Below are 21,293 nucleotides of genomic sequence, written 5' to 3' on the forward strand. Positions count from 1 at the left end.
GAACCGTGCTTGTTCTCATTTCTGCGGAAGCGAAAGAGCGTGATCGATGGGACTCGAAGAAAAGCTACCCAGTGGATTTCTGTTGACCACCGTCGAAGGGTTGGCCGGATACGCCCGTAAAGGTTCGCTGTGGCCTGCCACGTTCGGTCTCGCGTGCTGCGCGATCGAGATGATGGCCACCACGTCCGGGCGGTTCGACCTTGCCCGATTCGGCATGGAAGCGTTTCGCGCGTCTCCGCGGCAAGCAGATCTGATGATTGTGGCGGGGCGTGTCAGCCAGAAGATGGGTCCGGTGCTGCGGCAGGTGTACGACCAGATGGCCGAACCCAAATGGGTCCTGGCCATGGGGGTCTGCGCGTCCTCCGGCGGGATGTTCAACAATTACGCGGTGGTCCAAGGCGTCGATCACATTGTTCCTGTCGACATCTATCTGCCGGGTTGCCCGCCGCGACCGGAGATGTTGCTCAACGCAATTCTGGAGTTGCACAAGAAGATTCAGCAAATGCCGCTCGGGGTCAATCGCGAGCAGGTGCGCGCGGCCGCCGAAGCCGCGGCGCTGTCGTCCACCCCGACGATCGACCTCAAGGGCCTGCTGCGATGACTGCCCACGGGCCCCGCGGGATGTTCGGTGTCCAAGGCACCGGTGACACATCCGGCTATGGCCGACTGCAACCACCGGTGGCAGCGCTCGATACCGCCGTGCGGCCCTACGGCGGTTACTTCGATGCAGTGGTCGACCGGCTGGCCGCAGTTCTCGAAGCCGGTGCAGTGCCGTACGAGGACGCCGTCGAACGCGTCGTGACACATCGTGGCGAGTTGACACTCCATCTCACTCGACAGCATGTGCCCGTCGTGGCGCAAACGCTGCGCGACGACGACGAGCTGCGATTCGAACTGTGCACGGGCGCATCGGGTGTGCACTATCCGGATCAGACCGGCCGCGAATTGCATGCGGTGTACCACCTTGTCTCCATCACACACGGACGTCGCCTGCGAATCGAAGTCGCCGTACCCGATGCGGATCCACACACGCCCTCACTGTGTGGGGTGTATCCCACCAACGATTGGCACGAACGCGAGGTCTACGACTTCTTCGGCATCGTGTTCGACGGCCATCCTGCATTGACGCGTATCGAGATGCCCGACGACTGGGTCGGTCACCCGCAGCGCAAGGATTATCCGCTCGGCGGAATTCCCATCGAGTACAAGGGCGCTCGGGTTGCGCCCCCGAACGAGCGCAGGTCGTACAACTGATGAGCGCAACAGACGAAACCATATATGCGGTATCGGGGCAGGATTGGGACGACGTCGTCGAACTGGCGCGCGGGTCCAGCACCGAACGGATCGTGGTGAACATGGGTCCGCAACACCCGTCCACCCACGGGGTACTGCGGTTGATTCTCGAAATCGAGGGCGAGACCGTTACCGAGGCTCGGTGCGGAATCGGCTACCTGCACACCGGAATCGAGAAGAACCTCGAGTATCGGAACTGGACTCAGGGCGTCACCTTCGTCACCCGCATGGACTACCTGTCGCCGTTCTTCAACGAAACTGCGTACTGCCTCGGTGTGGAGAAGCTGCTCGACATCACCGACGACATCCCCGAGCGCGCAACGGTGATCCGCGTGATGCTGATGGAGCTGAATCGCATTTCGTCCCACTTGGTTGCATTGGCAACGGGCGGAATGGAATTGGGTGCGGTGACGGCGATGCTGTTCGGCTTCCGCGAGCGAGAGCTGATCCTCGATGTCTTCGAGGCCATCACCGGGCTCCGAATGAATCACGCATACATCCGTCCTGGAGGGCTGTCTCAAGATCTCCCGGACAATGCGATCGACAAGGTGCGCGAGCTTCTCCGAGTGCTGCCAGGACGCCTTCGAGATCTCGAACTCATGCTCAACGACAACCCGATCTGGAAGGCCAGAACCGAGAACGTCGGCTACCTGGACCTCACCGGATGCATGGCCCTCGGCGTCACCGGCCCGGTGCTTCGGTCGACCGGGCTGCCCTACGATCTGCGCCGTTCCGATCCCTACTGCGGATACGACAGCTACGAGTTCGACGTGGTGACCGACACCGGAAGCGACTGTTACGGGCGCTATCTGATCCGGGTGGAGGAGATGAAGGAATCACTCAAGATCGTCGAACAGACCCTCGATCGCCTGCGACCGGGACCCGTCGTCATCGACGACAAGAAGATCGCCTGGCCTGCCGATCTGGTGTCGGGACCCGATGGCCTGGGCAACTCGCAGGATCACGTGCGCACCATCATGGATACCTCGATGGAATCGCTGATCCACCACTTCAAACTGGTGACCGAGGGGATGCGCGTACCGGCGGGGCAGGTGTTGTCGTCGGTGGAGTCTCCACGAGGTGAGCTGGGTGTCCACATCGTCAGCGACGGCGGAACACGGCCGTACCGAGTGCATTTCAGAGACCCTTCCTTCACCAATCTGCAGGCAGTGGCCGCGATGTGCGAGGGCGGCATGATCTCCGACGTGATCGCTGCGGTTGCCAGCATCGATCCGGTGATGGGTGGGGTGGACCGATGACCGCGCAGCCGCACTCGGAGCCGGTTCTGATTCAACTCGGGGCCCGCCCGGACGAAGCGGTGCAACTGGCCGGGCCGGGTGCGCGAACGTCGTATCCCGCCGAGGTGCTCACCCGGCTGCGGGCCGATGCCGAGACCGTTGTCGCACGTTATCCGCAGGCACGATCGGCGCTGCTGCCATTGCTGCATCTCGTGCAATCCGAGGACGGCTACCTCACCCCCGCCGGGATCGAATTCTGTTCCGACGTACTCGAACTGACCGGCGCTGAGGTCACTGCCGTCGCAACGTTCTATTCGATGTATCGCCGCGAGCCCACGGGGACGTATCGGGTCGGCGTGTGCACCAATACGCTGTGCGCCGTCATGGGCGGTGACGCCATCATGGACACCCTGCGTGACCACCTCGATATCGACCACGGCCAGACGACCGCCGATGGCACCATCACTCTCGAACACATCGAATGCAACGCCGCGTGCGACTACGCACCGGTGATGATGGTCAATTGGGAGTTCTTCGACAACAGCACCCCGTCGTCTGCGCGGGATCTGGTCGATGCACTTCGATCCGGTGCCCAGGTCACCCCGACGCGTGGAGCAGCACTGTGCACGTTTCGTGAGACCGAACGAATTCTCGCCGGATTTCCCGACGACTCCCGTGAGTCGGTCGAATCATCCAGTGGCGCAGGCGAAGCTACTCTCGCCGGTCTGCGGTACGCCCGAGAGCACGCCATGTCTGCCCCCGAGGTCGCATCGAACCCGGACGACGGGCACCCCGATGTCGAGACCCCCGATGTCGAGACCCCCGATGTCGGAGCCGAAGCAATTGCGGACACGGTGCGAGACAAGCCTGCCCCGGCGCCCTCGGCCACCGTGCCACCACAGCCGAACACCACCGAGACCGATCCATCGACGAAGGGGGAGTGACATGGCCCTGACGCCGGTCTTGAGCGAGTTCTGGGACGAAAAGGACTCGTGGACTCTCGACACCTACCGAAGTCACGACGGATACGCGGGGCTCGAGAAGGCTCTCGCGATGGACCCCGACGACCTCATCGCCTTCGTCAAGGAATCCGGCCTACGAGGCAGAGGTGGTGCGGGCTTTCCTACCGGAACGAAGTGGAGCTTCATACCCCAGAACGACGGCAAAGAGCACTATCTGGTGGTCAATGCCGACGAGTCCGAGCCGGGTACCTGCAAGGACATGCCGCTGCTGATGGCGAGTCCGCACACCCTGATCGAGGGAATAGTGATCGCCGCGTACGCAATTCGCGCGTCCCACGCCTTCGTGTATGTCCGCGGTGAAGTGGTTCCGGTGCTACGCAGGCTGCAGGCCGCGGTCGCCGAGGCCTACGCGGCGGGCTATGTGGGACAGGACGTTCTCGGATCGGGCTTCGACCTCGAGCTGGTAATTCACGCCGGGGCCGGCGCATACATCTGCGGCGAAGAGACAGCCCTGCTCGATTCGTTGGAGGGTCGGCGTGGGCAACCTCGGCTGCGGCCACCGTTCCCCGCAGTGGCGGGCCTGTACGCGCGCCCGACCGTGGTGAACAACGTCGAATCTATCGCCAGCGTTCCGGTGATCCTGCGCAAGGGAATCGAGTGGTTCCGGTCGATGGGCAGCGAGAAGTCACCGGGGTTCACGCTGTATTCCATGTCGGGCCACGTCTGCCGTCCGGGACAGTACGAGGCACCGCTGGGGATCACGCTGCGAGAGTTGCTCGGCTACGCGGGCGGGATCAGACCGGGACGCGAACTGAAATTCTGGACGCCGGGAGGATCCTCGACACCGATGTTCACCGGCGAGCATCTCGATGTCCCACTCGACTACGAAGGCGTCGGTGCCGCCGGATCGATGTTGGGTACCAAAGCACTGCAGATCTTCGACGACACGACGTGTGTGGTGCGAGCGGTGTTGCGGTGGACCGAGTTCTACGCACACGAATCCTGTGGAAAATGCACACCGTGCCGGGAGGGGACCTACTGGCTGGTGCAGATCCTCAGGCGTCTCGACGGTGGTACCGGCACCGAGGGCGACCTGACCACGCTGCTCGACATCGCAGACGGTATCGCGGGAAAGTCCTTCTGCGCGTTGGGAGACGGTGCCGCGAGTCCCATCGTGTCCTCGCTGAAGTACTTCCGCGACGAATACATCCGTCACGTCACCGAGCAGGGATGCCCGTTCGACCCGCACCGATCGACCCTGATGGCAGAGGAGCTGGCGTCATGACGCTACCCCCGGGTCGTTCCGCGGGCTCCACTCCTGAATCCCCGGGTCGTTCCGCAGGCTCCACTCCTGCACAGCCTGAGCAGTCGGTCACCGGAGTCGAGATGGTGACATTGACCGTCGACGACCACGAAGTCAGTGTTCCCAAGGGCACGTTGGTGATTCGTGCTGCGGAATTGATGGGAGTGCAGATTCCGCGCTTCTGTGATCATCCGCTGCTCGATCCGGTGGGGGCCTGCCGGCAATGTCTCGTCGATGTCGAGGGGCAGCGGAAGCCGCTGGCATCCTGTACGACGACGGTGGCCGACGGCATGGTCGTGCGCACACAGGTGACGTCGGAGGCGGCGAACAAGGCGCAACGAGGCGTGATGGAACTGTTGCTCATCAATCATCCGCTCGACTGCCCGGTGTGTGACAAGGGCGGTGAATGTCCACTGCAGAACCAGGCAATGGCTGCGGGCCGCACCGAGTCCAGGTTCACCGAGACCAAACGTACCTATCCCAAGCCGATTCCGTTGTCGGCCGAGGTTCTGCTCGATCGAGAGCGCTGTGTGCTCTGCGCTCGGTGTACTCGTTTCGCGGCTCAGGTTGCCGGAGATCCCTCCATCGAGTTGCTCGAACGAGGTGCGGTGCAACAGGTGGGCATCTTCGGTAACGAACCGTTCGACTCCTACTTCTCGGGAAATACGGTTCAGATCTGTCCGGTGGGGGCACTGACGAACACCGAGTATCGATTCCGGGCCCGACCTTACGACCTGACCTCGTCGCCGAGCGTGTGCGAGCACTGCGCAGGCGGCTGCGCTCAACGTACCGACCACCGACGCGGCAAGGTTCTTCGACGTCTGGCCGGAGACGATCCCCAGGTCAACGAGGAATGGAACTGCGACAAGGGCCGCTGGGCGTTCCACTACGCCACCGAGACCGACCGCATCACCGCGCCGATGGTCCGTGACGAATCGGGCGTATTGGTCGAGACGTCGTGGTCGGCTGCCCTCGCGGCCGCAGCAACCGGATTGGCCGCGTCCATCGGTCGAGCGGCGGTACTCGTGGGTGGAAGATCGACCCTCGAAGACTCCTACGCGTACGCCAAGTTCGCTCGAACGGTATTGCACACCAACGATATCGACTTTCGTAACCGTAGCCACAGCGCAGAGGAAGCGGACTTCCTGGCCGGTCGCATCGCCGGGACCGGATTGGGAGTCACGTATACCGACCTCGAGAATGCCCCCGTGGTTTTGCTCGTCGGGTTCGAGCCCGAGGAAGAATCGCCGTTGGTGTTCCTGAGACTGCGCAAGGCGCACCGAACTCGGGGCCTGGTGGTGGCTTCGGTCGCGCCCTGGGCCAGTAGAGGTCTACGCAAACTCGATGGTGTTCTGCTGCAATCGGTTCCAGGAGAAGAGCCGCAGTGGCTCGACGCCTTGCACGTCGGTGATCGAGGCACCGAATCGATTGCGCAACTCCTCCGCGAGCCCGGATCGATCGTTCTCGTCGGAGAGCGGCTCGGCGCTGTCTCGGGTGGACTGTCCGCAGCGTCGACGTTGGCCGACGACACCGGAGCGAGGTTGGCGTGGATTCCGCGGCGCGCGGGAGAACGTGGCGCGCTCGACGTCGGCGTGCTGCCGAATGTGCTGCCGGGCGGGCGGCCTGTGGCCGACGCGTCGGCGCGCGCCGAGGTGGCAGCCGTGTGGGGAGTGGCCGAACTCCCCGCAGACGTGGGCCGCGATGCCGCCGCCATATTGGCGGACGCCGGTCCCGATCGCGTTCTGATCACGGCCGGCATCGACCCTGACGATCTACCCGATCCGCGCGGTGCGCTCGCCGCGGTGGACCGATCGGCATTCGTGGTCAGTCTCGAACTTCGACACAGTGCCGTCACCGATCGCGCCGACGTGGTGTTCCCGGTGGCTCCGGTGGTCGACAAGCAGGGAACCTTCGTGGACTGGGAGGGACGACCACGCGCATTCGACACTGCACTAGGCGCAGGCGCGGTCTTACCCGACCAGCGCGTGCTCGATGCCATCGCCGAACAGATGGGGGCAGAGTTCTCGCTGCCCGACGCGGCTGCAGCACGCGCTGAGCTGGCTCGCCTCGGTGGCTGGAACGGATCGCGGATCCCCGTGCCCCGAGTGACTCCGCGTCAGGACACGCCGCCGCTCGCGCCAGGGGAGGCGATTCTCGCCACGTGGCGGATGCTCATCGACTCGGGGCGGATGCAGGACGGCGAAGTCGATCTCGCGAAGACCGGTCGCCCGCCTACGGTCCGACTGTCCGCGGCGACTGCGTCGACGATCGAGGCGCAGGCCGGTGACTGGGTGCGGGTCGAGACGGACGGCGGCTCGATCACGCTGCCGCTCGACATCTCCGACCTACCCGACAACGTGGTGTGGGTGCCGATGAACTCGCCCGGTTCCTCGGTGTACCGCTCGCTCGGCGCAGAGTCGGGTGCGGTGGTGAAGATTCGCAGGGCACAGCCTGCGGAACGACCCGGGGGTGAGGCATCGTGATCGTCGCCGCACCGACCGATCTGTCTATGTTCGGCACCGACCCGTGGTGGTTGGTGATCGGCAAGGCCTTGGCGGTCTTCGTATTCCTGGTTCTCACACCGCTCGTGGCGATCTATGCCGAACGCAAGATCATGGCGTGGATGCAGATGCGCGTCGGGCCCAATCGAGTAGGCCCGTGGGGACTGTTGCAGTCGCTGATGGACGGGATCAAGCTCGCACTGAAGGAGGGAATCACTCCGACCGGCGTCGACAAGCCGATTTACATTCTGGCTCCGATCATTTCGGTGGTTCCTGCCTTCATGGCCTTCGCGGTGATTCCGTTCGGGCCCGAGGTGTCGGTGTTCGGTACCACGACTCCGCTACAGATGACCGATCTGCCGGTGGGGGTTCTGTACATCCTCGCGGTCACCTCGGTGGGTGTGTACGGGATCGTCTTGGCCGGTTGGGCGTCGGGTTCGACCTACCCGTTGCTGGGCGCACTGCGGTCGACGGCGCAAGTCATCTCCTACGAAGTTGCGATGGGTCTGTCCTTCGCTGCAGTCTTTCTGTACGCGGGGACCATGTCGACCTCCGGGATCGTTGCTGCGCAACAGAACACCTGGTACGTGTTCTTGCTCCTGCCGTCGTTCCTGGTGTACGTGACGGCGATGGTCGGGGAGACCAACCGTGCGCCCTTCGACCTACCCGAGGCCGAAGGGGAATTGGTGGGCGGGTTTCACACCGAGTACTCCTCCTTGCGTTTCGCGATGTTCATGCTTGCCGAGTACATCAACATGGTCACGGTGTCCGCGCTCGCCACCACGTTGTTCCTGGGCGGCTGGCGGGCTCCGATTCCGTTGAGTCTGTGGAGCGGTGCGAATTCCGGATGGTGGCCGGTGCTGTGGTTCGTCGTCAAGGTGTGGGTGTTCCTCTTCGTCTTCATCTGGTTGCGTTCGACGTTGCCGAGGTTGCGTTACGACCAGTTCATGAACTTCGGCTGGAAGATCCTCATTCCCGTCGCTCTGGTGTGGGTGATGGTGATCGCGACGGTTCGGGTACTCGGGGCCGGTCGATACGACGTGCCTGTGGTCACGTTCGTCGCGTCGACGATCTTCGCGGTCGTCGTTCTGGGTTCTCTGCTGCTCATGCTTCGGAAGCGGTCGCGTGTCCGGAACGTTCCACCGCCGGCGTCCACCGAGAAATTCGACGCTGCGGCGGGCGGATTCCCGGTTCCTCCCATCCACCCGCAGGGCACGAACATCGCGAGCCGGCATGCCGGAGCACGGTCACACCCGGCCAGGTCACTGAAGGAGAACGCCGATGCCTGAATTCCTCGGTCCCATAGCAGGATTCGGCGTCACCTTCGCCACGATGTTCAAGAAACCCGAGACCGAGCTGTATCCGGAGGAGAAGAAGCCGACCGAGGTTCGCTATCACGGTCGGCATCAGCTCAATCGGTACGCCGATGGCCTCGAGAAGTGCATCGGGTGCGAGCTCTGCGCGTGGGCGTGCCCCGCCGACGCCATCTACGTCGAAGGAGCGGACAACACCGAGACCGAGCGGTTCTCGCCCGGCGAGCGATACGGCGGGGTCTACCAGATCAACTATCTGCGGTGCATCGGCTGCGGATTGTGTGTGGAGGCCTGTCCGACACGGGCTCTGACGATGACCAACGAGTACGAACTCGCCGGTGACAACCGAGCAGACCTGATCTACGAGAAGGATTCGCTGCTGGCACCGCTGGAGCCGGACATGGTGGCGCCACCGCACGCGATGGCACCGGGGCGTTCGGCCGAGGACTACTACCGCGGCACCGTCACCGGTGCCGAGAGCGAGGCCGAAACCGATCGCGGTCCGGTTCGATGACTGCCACGGTGCAGCTGGCCCTCGAAGCAACCTCCACCGGTGAGGCCGTGCAATTCTGGACCCTCGGTGTTGTCGCGGTCATCGGTGCTCTGGGTGTGGTGATGAGCACGAAAGCTGTCTACTCTGCACTGTTTCTCGCCGCCACCATGGTGGTGCTCGCCACCTTCTATATGGCGCAGGGGGCGCTGTTCCTCGGTGTCGTGCAGATCGTCGTCTATACCGGCGCGGTCATGATGCTGTTTCTGTTCGTCCTGATGCTCGTCGGGGTGGACTCCTCGGAGTCGCTGACCGAGACATTACGAGGGCACCGTATCGCGGCCGTCGTCATCGGAATCGGCTTCGGGCTGTTGATCATCGGGGTACTACTACGTGACTCGGCCCGCGCCGGTCGACTCGATTTCGTCGGGCTCGACGCGGCCAACACCACCGGTAACGTCGAAGGCCTGGCCGAGCTGATCTTCGTCGAGTACGTATGGGCGTTCGAGCTGACCGGAGCGCTGTTGATCACGGCCACCATCGGGGCCATGATCCTGGCGCACCGGGAAGCGCTGGGACCGGTGAAGGGTCAGCGAGAGATGTCGCAGGACCGGTTCCGTGACGGCTCCAGAGTGACACCGCTGCCGAGTCCCGGTGTGTTCGCTCGTCACAACGGCGTGGATCGCCGGGCTCTGCTGCCGGACGGAAGCGAGTCGGAGTCGTCCGTCAATGCACTGTTCGCGGATCCACGGAGCCAGTACAAGGTGGACGGGGGTGACGAGCGATGAATCCCGAGAACTACCTCTACCTGTCGGTCCTGCTGTTCACGATCGGCGCAGCGGGAGTCATCGTCAGGCGCAACGCCATCATCGTGTTCATGTGCATCGAATTGATGCTCAACGCAGTCAATCTCGCGTTCGTCACCTTCTCCCGCATGCACGGCAATCTCGACGGGCAGTTGTTCGCGTTCTTCACCATGGTGGTCGCTGCTGCCGAGGTGGTGGTGGGCCTGGCGATCATCATGGCCATCTTCCGTTCTCGTCGCTCGATCTCGATGGACGAGAACTCTCTGATGAAGAACTGACGGGGGAGCAGAAACGATGTCGATCCTGTGGCTTCTCCCGGCTCTGCCGGCCTTCGGTGCAGCCGTCCTGCTGCTCGGTGGCCGGCGCTGCAACCAGTGGGGGCACCTTGCTGCGACAGCCGCAGCGGTGTCTTCGTTCGTCGTCGCCGCACTGGTGTTCGCCTCGATGCTCGGGCGTGACGAGCAGAACAGAGCGATCGCCGAGACTCTGTTCCGCTGGGTTCCCGTCGACGAATTGCAGGTCGACTTCGGACTGCGTGCAGATCAACTGTCGATTTGTTTCGTCCTGTTGATCACCGGAGTCGGGTCACTCATTCACGTGTACTCGATCGGATACATGAGCCACGACGCGGAGCGTCGGCGCTTCTTCGCGTACCTCAATCTCTTTCTCGCCGCCATGCTGCTGCTGGTGCTGTCCGACAACTTCCTCGGCCTGTATCTGGGTTGGGAGGGTGTCGGTCTCGCGTCGTACCTGCTCATCGGATTCTGGCAGCACAAGCCGTCGGCCGCCTCGGCAGCTCGAAAAGCGTTCGTGGTCAACCGCGTCGGCGATATCGGCCTGGCGATCGCCCTGATGATCATGTTCGTGAACTTCGGATCGGTGCAGTACGACGTGGTGTTCGCCGGAATCGGGGATGCGAGTGAATCGGTGGCCACCGCGATGGCGCTGATGTTGCTGCTTGCCGCCTGCGGAAAGTCGGCGCAGGTCCCGCTGCAGTCGTGGCTCGGCGACGCGATGGAGGGCCCCACTCCGGTCTCCGCACTGATTCACGCGGCGACGATGGTCACCGCCGGTGTGTATCTCATCGTCCGATCGGGGCCGATCTTCGAGGCCTCGCCGGCCGCCCGAGCAGCGACCGTCGCCGTCGGCGCAGTGACGTTGCTGTTCGGTGCCGTGATCGGTTGTGCGAAGGACGACATCAAGAAGGCGCTTGCAGCCTCGACGATGAGCCAGATCGGCTACATGGTGCTCGCCGCCGGACTCGGACCGGCCGGCTATGCCTTCGCCATCGTCCTGTTGCTCTCGCACGGATTCTTCAAGGCCGGACTGTTCCTGGGCGCCGGCTCGGTGATGCACGCGATGACCGACGAGACCGACATGCGAAAGTTCGGCGGGCTCCGCGCCGCGATGCCGATCACTTTCGTCACGTTCGGTCTGGGCTACCTCGCCATCATCGGCGTACCGCCGTTCTCGGGCTTCTTCGCCAAGGACCCGATCATCGAGGTCGCGTTCGCGGCCGGGGGAGTGACAGGTGCGGTGCTCGGCTGCGTGACACTGCTCGGTGCGGGACTGACCGCGTTCTACATGACTCGGGTGATGCTGATGACATTCTTCGGGCCGAAACGGTGGGCAGCGCAGGCACATCCGCACGAGGCGTCGGCGACGATGACGGTGCCCATGATTCTGTTGGCCATCGGCTCGGTGGCATCGGGAGCCTTCCTCGCGGTGGGCGGACGCCTCGAGACGTGGTTGGAACCGGTGGTCGGATCGGCGCACGAGGAACACGCGATACCCGCCTGGGTCGTCACGGTCGCAGTTCTGGGCGTGGTACTCGTGGGCGCGGGCGTCGCGTACCGGAAGTACATCGCCCGCGACGTTCCCCCGACTCCACCCGAGGACGTATCGGTGCTGACCAGAGCCGCACGCGCCGATCTGTACGGCGACGCCTTCAACGAGGCCGCGCTGATGCGGCCAGGTCAAAAGCTCACTCGCACATTCGTATACGCCGACAATGCGGGCATCGACGCCGTCGTGGACGGGGTGGGGAGATCGATCGGCGGAGTATCGACTCGATCTCGGCGGCTGCAGACCGGATTCGTACGGTCCTATGCGTTGGCGATGTTCGCGGGGGCCGTTCTCGTCGTGCTGATGGTGGTGGTCCTGTGACGTTCCCCTGGTTGACCGTCCTGTGGGTTCTGCCGATTCTCGGCGCGATTTTCGTCGCCCTCGTCCCGGCCGATCGTCCGACGATCGCGCGTGGCGTCGCCGTCGGGTTCGCGACCGGCACACTCGCGCTGTCGGTGGTGCTCGCGATCGTCTTCGACGCCGGTGGCGATCGCTACCAGTTCCTCGAAGATCATTCCTGGATAGCGGCATTCGGCGCGCGCTACACACTCGGCCTCGACGGAATCGGCCTCGTGCTCGTGTTGCTCACCACCGTGCTGACCCCACTTCTGCTCGTCGCGGGCTGGCACGACGGCAGCCGCGTCGCGAACTACGGATCGCGTCGGGTCTCGCACACCTACATGGCGTTGATCCTGGTGGTCGAGTCCATGGTGATCGTCTCGTTCCTCGCCTTGGACGTACTGCTGTTCTACATCTTCTTCGAGGCCATGCTCATTCCGATGTACTTTCTCATCGGTGGTTTCGGGGGAATCCATCGAACGCGCGCTGCGGTGAAGTTCCTGCTGTACAACCTGTTCGGCGGCCTGGTGATGCTGGCTGCCGTCATCGGGTTGTACGTCGTCACCGCCCGGCCCGACGGTCCGTTCGGCGGCGGCACGTTCGATCTACGCGCAATCGCGGATGCAGCGGCATCGGGCGGGCTCGGTGTGGATCCGGCAGTGCTCAACGCGCTGTTCCTCGGTTTCATGCTCGCGTTCGCGATCAAGGCACCCCTGTGGCCGTTCCATACGTGGTTACCCGACGCCGCAGTGCAGTCCACCCCGGCGACGGCAGTGCTGATGATGTCGGTGGTGGACAAGGTCGGCACCTTCGCGATGCTGCGCTTCTGCCTCGAGCTCTTTCCCGGCTCGTCGCAGACGTTCGCCCCGTGGATCATCACGCTCGCAGTGATCGGCATCGTCTACGGCGCGATACTGGCGATCGGTCAGACCGACATGATGAGACTCATTGCCTACACCTCTATTTCGCACTTCGGATTCATCATCCTCGGCATCTTCGCGATGACCGGCCAGAGTCAGGCCGGTGCCACGCTGTACATGGTCAACCATGGAATCTCCACCGCCGCATTGTTCTTGATCGCAGGCTTTCTCGTGTCCCGTCGTGGTTCACGAGCGATCGCCGACTACGGCGGCGTCCAGAAGGTCGCGCCGGTGCTCGCCGGAACCTTCCTGGTCTCCGGTCTCGCCACGCTCTCGCTGCCCGGTCTCGCCCCGTTCATCAGTGAATTCCTGGTGTTGATCGGCACATTCGGGCGCTACGGTGTGGCCGCGATCGTAGCCACCGGTGCGCTCGTGCTGTCGGCGATCTACATTCTCTGGCTCTACCAGCGAGTGATGACTGGGCCGGTCCGAGAGGGCAACGAGAAGATCTCCGATCTCGTTCCCCGTGAGGCGTTGGTGGTGGTCCCGTTGCTCGCGTTGCTGATCGTGTTCGGGGTATACCCGAAACCGGCCCTCGACGTGATCACTCCGGCAGTGCAATCCACGATCGTCGACAGTGCAGGAGGTCAACCATGACCACTCCCGAGGTGCAGTACGGACTGCTGTCGCCCATGTTGATCGTCTTCGGTGTCGCGGTTCTCGGGGTCCTGGTCGAAGCGTTCGTGCCGATGCGGGCACGTCGTGGGGTCCATCTCGGCCTTGCGCTGGCCGGTTTGGTGGTGGCTCTCGCGGCCGTTCTCGGTCTGGCCGGCACCGAGGCGTATGCGATGAACGGGGCCGTGGCGATAGACGGGCCGACCCTGTTCCTGCAGGGAACCATTGTGCTGGTGTCGATTCCGGCAATCGCACTGCTTGCCGAGCGTACCGTCGCCGTCACCTCCACCGGTACCGAGCGCCGCATCGATTCGTTCACTCCGCAGGCGTCCACCACTCCGGGCAGCGTGGCGGAGAAGGAGGCCATCGATGCAGGCGTCGCTCAGACCGAGGTCTTCCCGCTGGCAATGTTCGCGATCGGCGGCATGCTGTTGTTTCCGGCGTCTACCGATCTGCTGACGATGTTCGTTGCGTTGGAAGTGCTGTCTTTGCCGCTGTATCTGCTGTGCGGACTGGCGAGACGACGACGGCTGCTCTCTCAGGAAGCAGCCCTCAAGTACTTTCTGCTGGGCGCGTTCTCGTCTGCGTTCTTCCTGTTCGGAGTCGCGTTCCTGTACGGCTACGCCGGGACGGTCCGGTTGGACGGAATCGCCGACGCAATCGCTGTAGACGGACAGGGCAAGTCGTTGGCACTGATCGGAACCGCCCTGCTGGCCGTGGGGTTGCTGTTCAAAGTCGGTGCGGTGCCCTTCCATTCGTGGATTCCAGACGTCTACCAGGGTGCCCCCACGCCGGTGACGGCGCTGATGGCCACCGTGACCAAGGTGGCCGCCTTCGGTGCGATCCTGCGGATCTTCGGAATGGCGCTACCCGGTCTCGAATCGAGTTGGCGTCCGATGCTGTGGGTGATCGCTATCGCGACGATGGTGCTCGGTTCGGTTGTCGCGGTGACGCAGACCGACGTCAAGCGCATGCTGGCCTACTCGTCCGTGGCACATACCGGGTTCATTCTCACCGGAGTGACCGCGCTGGGTAGTGCAGAGGATACAGGGGTTTCGGGCACGATGTTCTACCTGCTCGCCTACGCCTTCAGCACGCTGGGTGGATTCGCCGTGATCGGTCTGGCCCGAGACGAGCGCGGTGAGGTAGGCGACCTGGAACGGTGGGCCGGTGTCGGTCGACGCTCACCGCTCGTGGCCGCGGTGTTCGGGTTGTTCCTGCTCTCGTTCGCGGGTATCCCACTCACCAGCGGCTTCATCGGCAAGTTTGCGGTATTCAGCGCGGCCTCCGGTGCCGGGGGAGCTGCACTGGTCGTGGTCGGAGTGGTGTGCAGCGCTGTTGCGGCGTTCTTCTACGTGCGCGTGATCGTGCTGATGTTCTTCACCGAGCCCACGGATCGGACCGTCACCATGGTGCGTCCTACCGCATCGGTGTCGTGCGCGATCGGGGTGTCGGTGGTCGTCACCGTGGCACTGGGAGTCTTTCCCCAGCCCGTTCTCGATATCGCCGCGCGAGCGGGGAACTTCCTCTAGCTCGTCAGGCGTGTTCGGCGGACTTCATTCGCTGCTTCCACGTGTGCGAGCCGGTGCCGACCGGAATCGAACCGATGGCTCCCGCGAGGCCGAACGGCGGCATGTTCACGTAGATCGCTTCACTGTTCTGCGCTGTTGCGGTGTAGGTTTCGTGCCATACGCCGACATTGCCGGTCGCAGCGACCGACCGGTTGAACGCGCGCCAGGCCGGTGCATGGGGTGCCTGGGGATCGGAGGCGAATCGCGTGAGGTCTTCCGCGTTGCGCCAATAGCTGACCAGCATGGTGGTGCGTCCCAACCACGAGTGATAGCCGAGCAGTCCTGAGGCAGGATCCTGTTCGAGATGGCTGAGCATCCGTGGCATCGCGCGCACCGCGGGAAGCCAGGAGCGAACGGCAAGGGGGTTGTTGATGCGCATCCCGATGAGAAAGACCGTGACGGTGTTGCGGTCGGCTTCGACCGTGCTGCGGCCGTCGATGATGGGTTGCATGACGTGTTCCCGTCTGTTCGGGGGTCGGGCATTGCTGTGACACTGTTATAAAACACCGTCGTGGTAAGTTTCGCAAGTGGCGAGACCGAGAATTCACGATGCCGAACTGCGCACCCGGCTACTCGAGGCCGCGGCGGAAAGCGTTGCCCAACACGGCGTCGATTCGTTGTCGCTACGTAAACTCGCCGCCGCGCAGGGCACCTCGACCACGGCCATCTACTCACTGTTCGGCGGTCGCGCGGAACTGCTGGTGGCTCTGTTCGCCGCGTCGTTCTCCAGTTTCGGTGACGCCCAGCGGCAGGTGCCGGTCACCAGCGACCCAGAGGTCGATCTGCGCGAACTCGGCGTTGCCTACCGGCGCTGGGCTCTGCAGAACCCTCATCTGTACGCCGTGATGTTCGGCGGCCTTCTCGGTTCGGTCGATGTATCCGAAGAGGCGAAACTTGCGGCTGCAGCGATGGATCCGCTCCGGGCGGCGGTAGGGCGAGCCGTCGCGGCCGGCACCATGAGCGGCGCATCGGTCGAGGTGATCAGCCATTCGTTCTGGGCGATCGTGCACGGGTTGGTGTCGCTGGAGTTGGCGATGCCGATGAAGTACGACGACGAAAGTCGACGTGCGGTGTTCGATGCCGGGACTGCGTCGGTGCTACGAGGGTGGACGCGTCAGTAGGTGCGCGGTATCCCGAGGATCTTGGTGGCATCGACGGTCATGCCCAATCGTGCCGTCGGAGCGAGTGCAGGGAGTACCGGGAGGTCGTCGGGGGTAGAAGTCGCGGCGCCGATCACGTCGGAGCCGGCGATTTCGAAGTCCGATATCGCACGCCGCAGGTGACTGGGAGTCGTGGACAGAACCAGATTCTCGACGCCGATCTCCGCCGCCAGCGAGGTGGCGCGCTGCGCGTTCTGCACGGTCGAATTGGCGGTGGGCTCGGTGTGAATACGGTCGCCAACGACCTTGTTGTCGATCAGCCATTTCTTCATCACGTCGGCCTCGGTGATGCCGCTCTGCGGATTTCCGCCGGTGACGATGATGGGCGATTCGGGGGAGCGCTCTGCGACAGAGACGGCAGAATTCAGTCGCTCCACCAATTCCGGGGCCATGCTGCCGTCGCCGTTCAGCCCCAGGCCGAGTACCACGATCGCGGTGCGGGGCCCGTCGGTGACCGGTGCGAAGTCGATCGTCCGGGTCGCGGCGTCGTCGATGACGGCAATGGCCCGCTCCACCGCATCGGCGAGCGAGGGAGACAGGGTGCGCAGGCGGGCCGAGTGCTGCGTGCGAGCGGCGGCATCATCGGTTGCGTTGGCGTAGAACGTCTGCAGCGCTGCCACATTGGCATCGTCCGGTGCGGCCGCGGCAACCGCGTCCAGTGCCGCGAACCCGGCGTCGTAGCGACCCTTGACCAAAGCGTTCTGCGCATCGTCGTACTGCTGCGCGTCGGCCGAACGGACTGCCTCGGTGACTGTTGCCGGGGCGGGCTGGGCCGTCGCCGCGCCCATGCCCGTGCCGAGGGCAAGTGCAGCCGCACAGGTGACAACGGCAACACGGATCATCGGTTGTGCTCGGCCGGATCGCACTGTCGGTTGCCCTTCTGAGCGGTGACGGGTTTCCGTCACCATAGCTCAGTTCGGTACCAGTGTGACTGGTGTGATCCAAGTTTCTCGAGTTACACCGATGTACTTCTGAGCAGGCAATTTCCGCTCATCACAGGGTGACGGGGGCGCGTCCTCGATCGGCCGGTTCGATGGTGACCTCGGCGTCGGGGAGAAAAACGCGCTCGGTAGTCGTGGTGCCGTCGACGCCGTCGGTCACTGTCACCGCCACGTTCTCGGCAACCTGTCCGGCGCTTTCGATGAACCCGGTCGCAACGCCCTCCTCGATGAGGAGATGATCACCCACGAGCAGAAGGAGCTCGTCTGCCGTCACCGTTCGTCTGCCGCCCACATCTTCGATAGTCATGACCCCACCGTAATGCGCTGCGCTGCACGGTGCCGTCGCATGTTCGACAATCGCCGTATGAGCTTCACAGCGCCCGTGCCCGATCCCGTCGACGGTCCGCTCGTCGGTGACGAGAGACCGATTCTCGAGGGAGTGCTGCGCTGGCATCGAGCCACATTGCTGAACATCTGTGCCGGTGCCGATGCCGAACAGCTTGCGCGCCGCCCCTTCTCGCACTCGACGCTCTCCCTCCTCGGACTCGTCCGTCATCTCGCGAAGGTCGAACGTATCTGGTTTCGAGAGCGTCTGGCGTCGATGTCGTTCGAGCCGATGTACGACGCGGCCCTGGGGAAGGACTCCGACTTCCTGGGAGCGACGGCATCGAGCGCAGAGTCGGACTTCGCGCGATTCGCTGCCGAGTGTGCGGCCTCGGACGAGATCGCTGCCCGTCACTCGTTCGAGGATCCGGTCGACTCTCGAGGCGGGCCGATGTCGCTGAGGATGGTCTACGTACACATGATCGGCGAATACGCGCGGCACAATGGGCACGCGGACATCATTCGCGAACAGATCGATGGAGTCACCGGCCGCTGAGGGCATAACGTAGACACACGATCAGGCCCACTCACGGAAGAAGGTGTTTCGGTGACCGACTCCGACGCAGGATTCGATCCGACCGCATTGCGCCCCTCGTTGTTCGTCGACGGGCAGTGGCTGGGGTCCGGTGACGGTGGGACCCGCGACATCGTCGATCCGTCCGACGGCAGCACGGTGGCCGTCGTGGACGAGGCCACGCCCGACGACGCGTTGCGCGCGGTGGCCGCGGCGCGGTCCGCGTTCGACGACGGACCGTGGCGCTCGGTGACGGTGGGTGAGCGCAAAGACCTGCTCAATCGCATCGCAGACTTGCTCCAGCGCGACAAGGCGAAGTTGGCGCGCATCGAAACCCTCGACACCGGAAAGACGTTCGGTGAGAGCGAGATCGACATCGACGACGTCACGTCGGTGTTCCGCTTCTACGCCGATCTCGCGGTGGTGCAGGCAGATCGACTGATCGATGTCGACCGGCCCGAAATCCTCAGCCGCGTGGTGCACGAGCCGATCGGTGTGTGCGTCATGATCGCACCGTGGAACTACCCGCTGTTGCAGATCTCGTGGAAGATCGCCCCCGCGCTTGCGGCCGGTTGCACGATGGTTCTCAAACCGAGCGAAGTGACCCCGCTGAGCACCATCGCATTCACCAGGCTGGTCGAGGAAGCAGGTGTACCTCCGGGTGTGGTCAATCTGCTGCAGGGTAGCGGCGCGGTCCTCGGAGATGCGCTTACCAGGAACCGCGACGTCGACTTCATTTCCTTCACCGGTGGGCTCGCAACAGGCCGGCACATCCTGGCCGCGGCGGCCGAGAATGTCACCAAGGTGGCCGTAGAACTCGGCGGCAAGAACCCTCACATCGTGTTCGCCGACGCGGTGGCCGACGAGCAGGCCTTCGCCGACTCGGTCGACAACGTGCTGACCGGAGTGTTTCTGCATTCCGGTCAGGTGTGTTCGGCCGGTACCCGCCTGATCATCGAGGAATCCGTGGCCGATCGTTTCGTCGCCGCCGTGGCAGAGCGCGCGAAGACCATCGTGATGGGGCCGGGTATGGACCCGGCCAGCGAGACCGGACCGCTGGTGTCGCAGGCGCAGCGCAAGAAGATCGAAGGCTTCGTCGCGGGCGGCATCGACGAAGGTGCGACGTTGGTCATCGGTGGAACGAAACCGGACGATCCTGCTCTGGAGAACGGTAGCTACTTCCTCCCCACGATTTTCGATCATTGCACTCGGTCGATGAATATCGTGCAGGAGGAGACATTCGGGCCCATACTCACTGTGGAGCGCTTCGACACCGAGGCCGAAGCGCTGCTGTTGGGTAACGATACGAATTACGGTCTCGCTGCGGGAGTTCGGACGTCCGACGTCGCACGAGGCGAAAGAATGGTGCGTGGGCTCCGCCATGGAACGGTGTGGCTCAACGACTTCGGTGTCTACACGGCGGCCGCGGAATGGGGCGGCTTCAAGCAGTCCGGGAACGGCCGCGAACTAGGTCCGTCCGGTATGTCCGAATATCAAGAAGCGAAGCATATTTGGCACAACACCTCACCTACCGCGGCGGGGTGGTTCGGTACCCGATAGAGCACGATGGGAAAGGCCACAGGCATGGCAATACTGAACGACAACTCGAGCGGGATGGACGATTTCGGGTACAAGGAATCGCTCGACCGCAGTCTCGGCAAATTCGCCAGCTTCGCCGCAGGCGTCAGCTACATCTCCATTCTCACCGGCACGTTCCAGCTGTTCTACTTCGGTTTCGGCACCGCCGGGCCGGCGTACCTGTGGTCGTGGCCTGCGGTCTTCGTCGGTCAGCTCTGCGTGGCACTGTGCTTCATGGAGCTGGCCGCGAAATACCCGGTGGCGGGATCGGTGTACAACTGGGCGAAGCTGTTGGGCCGCAGGATCGTCGGTTGGTCGGCGGGCTGGTTGATGCTCACGGCATCGATCGTGACACTGGCCGCCGTTGCCCTTGCTCTGCAGCTGAACTTGCCACGCATCTGGAGCGGATTTCAGATCATCGGTGACGGTTCGGGTGCCACCGACTTCGCGGCCAACGCAGTGCTGCTCGGTGCGATCCTGATCGCCATCACCACCACGATCAACGCACTCGGAGTTCGACTGATGGCGATGATCAACAGCGCGGGTGTGTTCATCGAACTCATTGCGGCCGTGCTCATCGCGATCCTGCTCGCGGCCAACATCACTCGCGGGCCCGAAGTGTTCTTCTCCTCCAACGGCTACGGTGCCGGTGAGAGCGGCGGTTACCTCGGTGCCTTTCTGGTCGCGTCGCTGGCGTCGGGCTACGTCATGTACGGATTCGACACCGCGAGCTCGCTCGGGGAAGAAACCGTCGAACCGCGACGCACCGCCCCCAAAGCGATCTTTCGCGCCATCCTCGCCTCGTTCGTCATCGGCGGAGCCATCCTGGTGTTCGCCGTCATGGCCGCGCCCGACCTGAACGATCCCTCCCTCGGGAGCCCCGACGGCAGCCTGCAGTCCATCGTCGAATCGGTGATGTGGGGCCCGCTGGGTACCGTCTTCCTCATCTGCATCGTCATCGCCGTGTTCGTCTGCTCGTTGGCAGTGCACACCGCGGCAATCCGGCTCACGTTCGCCATGGCGCGAGACAACGCGTTGCCCTTCGGCGAGAGCCTGGCCAAGGTGAATCCCAAGACCCAGACCCCGGTGGTGCCCGCGGTGACCATCGGCGTGCTGGCCATCGTCATTCTCGTCGTCAACATCGGTCAGCCGCAGATCTTCACGGTCCTCACCTCGATCGCGATCATCATGATCTATCTCGCGTATCTGATGGTCACCGGACCGCTACTGGTCAAACGCATCAAAGGCGAGTGGCCGCCGGAGGATCTGAAACCCGGTGGATATTTCACAATGGGTAAGTTCGGGCTGCCGGTCAACATCGCGGCCGTGGTGTGGGGTGCCGGGATGGCAATCAATCTCGCCTGGCCACGAGAGGCCGTGTACGGAACCCCCTGGTACAACACCTTCGGTGCGTTCGTCTATATCGGAGGCATCTTGGGCGTCGGCCTGCTGTGGTACGCAGTCAAGGGGCGCAAGCACATCGGCACTCTGAAATCACATGCCTCCACGGGCAACTAGAA

At 63.6% G+C, this 21,293-nt stretch carries 20 protein-coding genes; 17 read left to right on the top strand and 3 right to left on the bottom strand.

Annotation, left to right across the window (positions count from 1 at the left end; translation table 11 throughout):
• Positions 1-46: 46 nt before the first annotated feature.
• Genes ASG84_RS14325 through nuoN form a run of 13 tightly spaced genes read left to right on the top strand, consistent with a single transcriptional unit; the run spans position 47 to position 15,157 of the window.
• Complete coding sequence (locus ASG84_RS14325; RefSeq protein ID WP_057477673.1) at positions 47-601, top strand: NuoB/complex I 20 kDa subunit family protein; 555 nt, start codon at positions 47-49, stop codon at positions 599-601.
• A complete protein-coding gene (locus tag ASG84_RS14330; protein ID WP_057477674.1) occupies positions 598-1,254 on the top strand; it encodes an NADH-quinone oxidoreductase subunit C in 657 nt (218 codons plus the stop codon). The genes ASG84_RS14325 and ASG84_RS14330 overlap by 4 nt, the downstream gene beginning before the upstream one ends.
• Entirely contained in the window at positions 1,254-2,552 is a 1,299-nt protein-coding gene (gene nuoD / locus ASG84_RS14335) for an NADH dehydrogenase (quinone) subunit D (protein WP_057477675.1), read from the top strand. The genes ASG84_RS14330 and nuoD overlap by 1 nt, the downstream gene beginning before the upstream one ends.
• Positions 2,549-3,475 carry an NADH-quinone oxidoreductase subunit NuoE gene (nuoE, locus tag ASG84_RS14340; RefSeq protein ID WP_057477676.1) on the top strand — a complete coding sequence of 309 codons (927 nt, stop codon included), beginning with the start codon at positions 2,549-2,551 and terminating at the stop codon, positions 3,473-3,475. The genes nuoD and nuoE overlap by 4 nt, the downstream gene beginning before the upstream one ends.
• A 1-nt stretch (position 3,476) precedes the next feature.
• Positions 3,477-4,778, top strand: a complete 1,302-nt coding sequence (gene nuoF, locus ASG84_RS14345; RefSeq protein ID WP_057477677.1) for an NADH-quinone oxidoreductase subunit NuoF — start codon at positions 3,477-3,479, stop codon at positions 4,776-4,778.
• Positions 4,775-7,279, top strand: coding sequence for an NADH-quinone oxidoreductase subunit G (locus tag ASG84_RS14350; protein ID WP_082520983.1), 2,505 nt, complete (start codon positions 4,775-4,777; stop codon positions 7,277-7,279). The genes nuoF and ASG84_RS14350 overlap by 4 nt, the downstream gene beginning before the upstream one ends.
• Positions 7,280-7,305: 26 nt before the next feature.
• Positions 7,306-8,586 carry an NADH-quinone oxidoreductase subunit NuoH gene (gene nuoH / locus ASG84_RS14355; RefSeq protein WP_057477796.1) on the top strand — a complete coding sequence of 427 codons (1,281 nt, stop codon included), beginning with the start codon at positions 7,306-7,308 and terminating at the stop codon, positions 8,584-8,586.
• Positions 8,579-9,124 (top strand): NADH-quinone oxidoreductase subunit NuoI, encoded by a 546-nt coding sequence (nuoI, locus tag ASG84_RS14360; RefSeq protein WP_057477678.1) that lies wholly within the window; start codon positions 8,579-8,581, stop codon positions 9,122-9,124. Before nuoH ends, nuoI begins: the two co-directional genes overlap by 8 nt.
• Positions 9,121-9,888, top strand: a complete 768-nt coding sequence (locus tag ASG84_RS14365) for an NADH-quinone oxidoreductase subunit J (protein ID WP_057477679.1) — start codon at positions 9,121-9,123, stop codon at positions 9,886-9,888. The genes nuoI and ASG84_RS14365 overlap by 4 nt, the downstream gene beginning before the upstream one ends.
• Positions 9,885-10,184, top strand: a complete 300-nt coding sequence (gene nuoK / locus ASG84_RS14370; protein WP_008717020.1) for an NADH-quinone oxidoreductase subunit NuoK — start codon at positions 9,885-9,887, stop codon at positions 10,182-10,184. The genes ASG84_RS14365 and nuoK overlap by 4 nt, the downstream gene beginning before the upstream one ends.
• A gap of 16 nt (positions 10,185-10,200) precedes the next feature.
• On the top strand, positions 10,201-12,072 hold the full coding sequence (nuoL, locus tag ASG84_RS14375) for an NADH-quinone oxidoreductase subunit L (RefSeq protein WP_057477680.1): 1,872 nt from the start codon (positions 10,201-10,203) through the stop codon (positions 12,070-12,072).
• Positions 12,069-13,607, top strand: coding sequence for an NADH-quinone oxidoreductase subunit M (locus ASG84_RS14380; protein ID WP_057477681.1), 1,539 nt, complete (start codon positions 12,069-12,071; stop codon positions 13,605-13,607). Before nuoL ends, ASG84_RS14380 begins: the two co-directional genes overlap by 4 nt.
• Entirely contained in the window at positions 13,604-15,157 is a 1,554-nt protein-coding gene (gene nuoN / locus ASG84_RS14385; protein WP_057477682.1) for an NADH-quinone oxidoreductase subunit NuoN, read from the top strand. Before ASG84_RS14380 ends, nuoN begins: the two co-directional genes overlap by 4 nt.
• A gap of 4 nt (positions 15,158-15,161) precedes the next feature.
• On the opposite strand, the gene ASG84_RS14390 is transcribed toward nuoN, so the two are convergent.
• Positions 15,162-15,647, bottom strand: a complete 486-nt coding sequence (locus ASG84_RS14390) for a DUF4188 domain-containing protein (protein ID WP_057477683.1) — start codon at positions 15,645-15,647, stop codon at positions 15,162-15,164.
• Positions 15,648-15,723: 76 nt separating this feature from the next.
• Here ASG84_RS14390 and ASG84_RS14395 point away from each other — a divergent pair, with 76 nt between their 5' ends.
• The gene (locus ASG84_RS14395; protein WP_057477684.1) at positions 15,724-16,317 is read left to right on the top strand and encodes a TetR/AcrR family transcriptional regulator; all 594 of its coding nucleotides are present in this window, start codon (positions 15,724-15,726) and stop codon (positions 16,315-16,317) included.
• Here the strand turns inward: ASG84_RS14395 and ASG84_RS14400 are convergent.
• Together ASG84_RS14400 and ASG84_RS14405 are read right to left on the bottom strand one after the other, a co-directional pair.
• A complete protein-coding gene (locus ASG84_RS14400; RefSeq protein WP_057477685.1) occupies positions 16,311-17,198 on the bottom strand; it encodes a YdcF family protein in 888 nt (295 codons plus the stop codon). The two genes, ASG84_RS14395 and ASG84_RS14400, sit on opposite strands and share 7 nt — an antisense overlap.
• Before the next feature lie 151 nt (positions 17,199-17,349).
• Entirely contained in the window at positions 17,350-17,604 is a 255-nt protein-coding gene (locus tag ASG84_RS14405) for a hypothetical protein (RefSeq protein WP_032398387.1), read from the bottom strand.
• A gap of 57 nt (positions 17,605-17,661) precedes the next feature.
• Between ASG84_RS14405 and ASG84_RS14410 the strand changes: the two genes are divergently transcribed.
• From ASG84_RS14410 to ASG84_RS14420, 3 genes are all read left to right on the top strand, one after another.
• Positions 17,662-18,177 (top strand): DinB family protein, encoded by a 516-nt coding sequence (locus tag ASG84_RS14410; RefSeq protein WP_057477797.1) that lies wholly within the window; start codon positions 17,662-17,664, stop codon positions 18,175-18,177.
• An 87-nt stretch (positions 18,178-18,264) separates the two neighbouring features.
• Positions 18,265-19,755, top strand: a complete 1,491-nt coding sequence (locus tag ASG84_RS14415) for an aldehyde dehydrogenase family protein (protein ID WP_442970952.1) — start codon at positions 18,265-18,267, stop codon at positions 19,753-19,755.
• Between the two features lie 24 nt (positions 19,756-19,779).
• The gene (locus ASG84_RS14420) at positions 19,780-21,291 is read left to right on the top strand and encodes an APC family permease (protein ID WP_235581659.1); all 1,512 of its coding nucleotides are present in this window, start codon (positions 19,780-19,782) and stop codon (positions 21,289-21,291) included.
• Positions 21,292-21,293 lie beyond the last annotated feature (2 nt).

Source organism: Rhodococcus sp. Leaf278 (genome assembly GCF_001426085.1).
Taxonomy (GTDB): domain Bacteria; phylum Actinomycetota; class Actinomycetes; order Mycobacteriales; family Mycobacteriaceae; genus Rhodococcoides.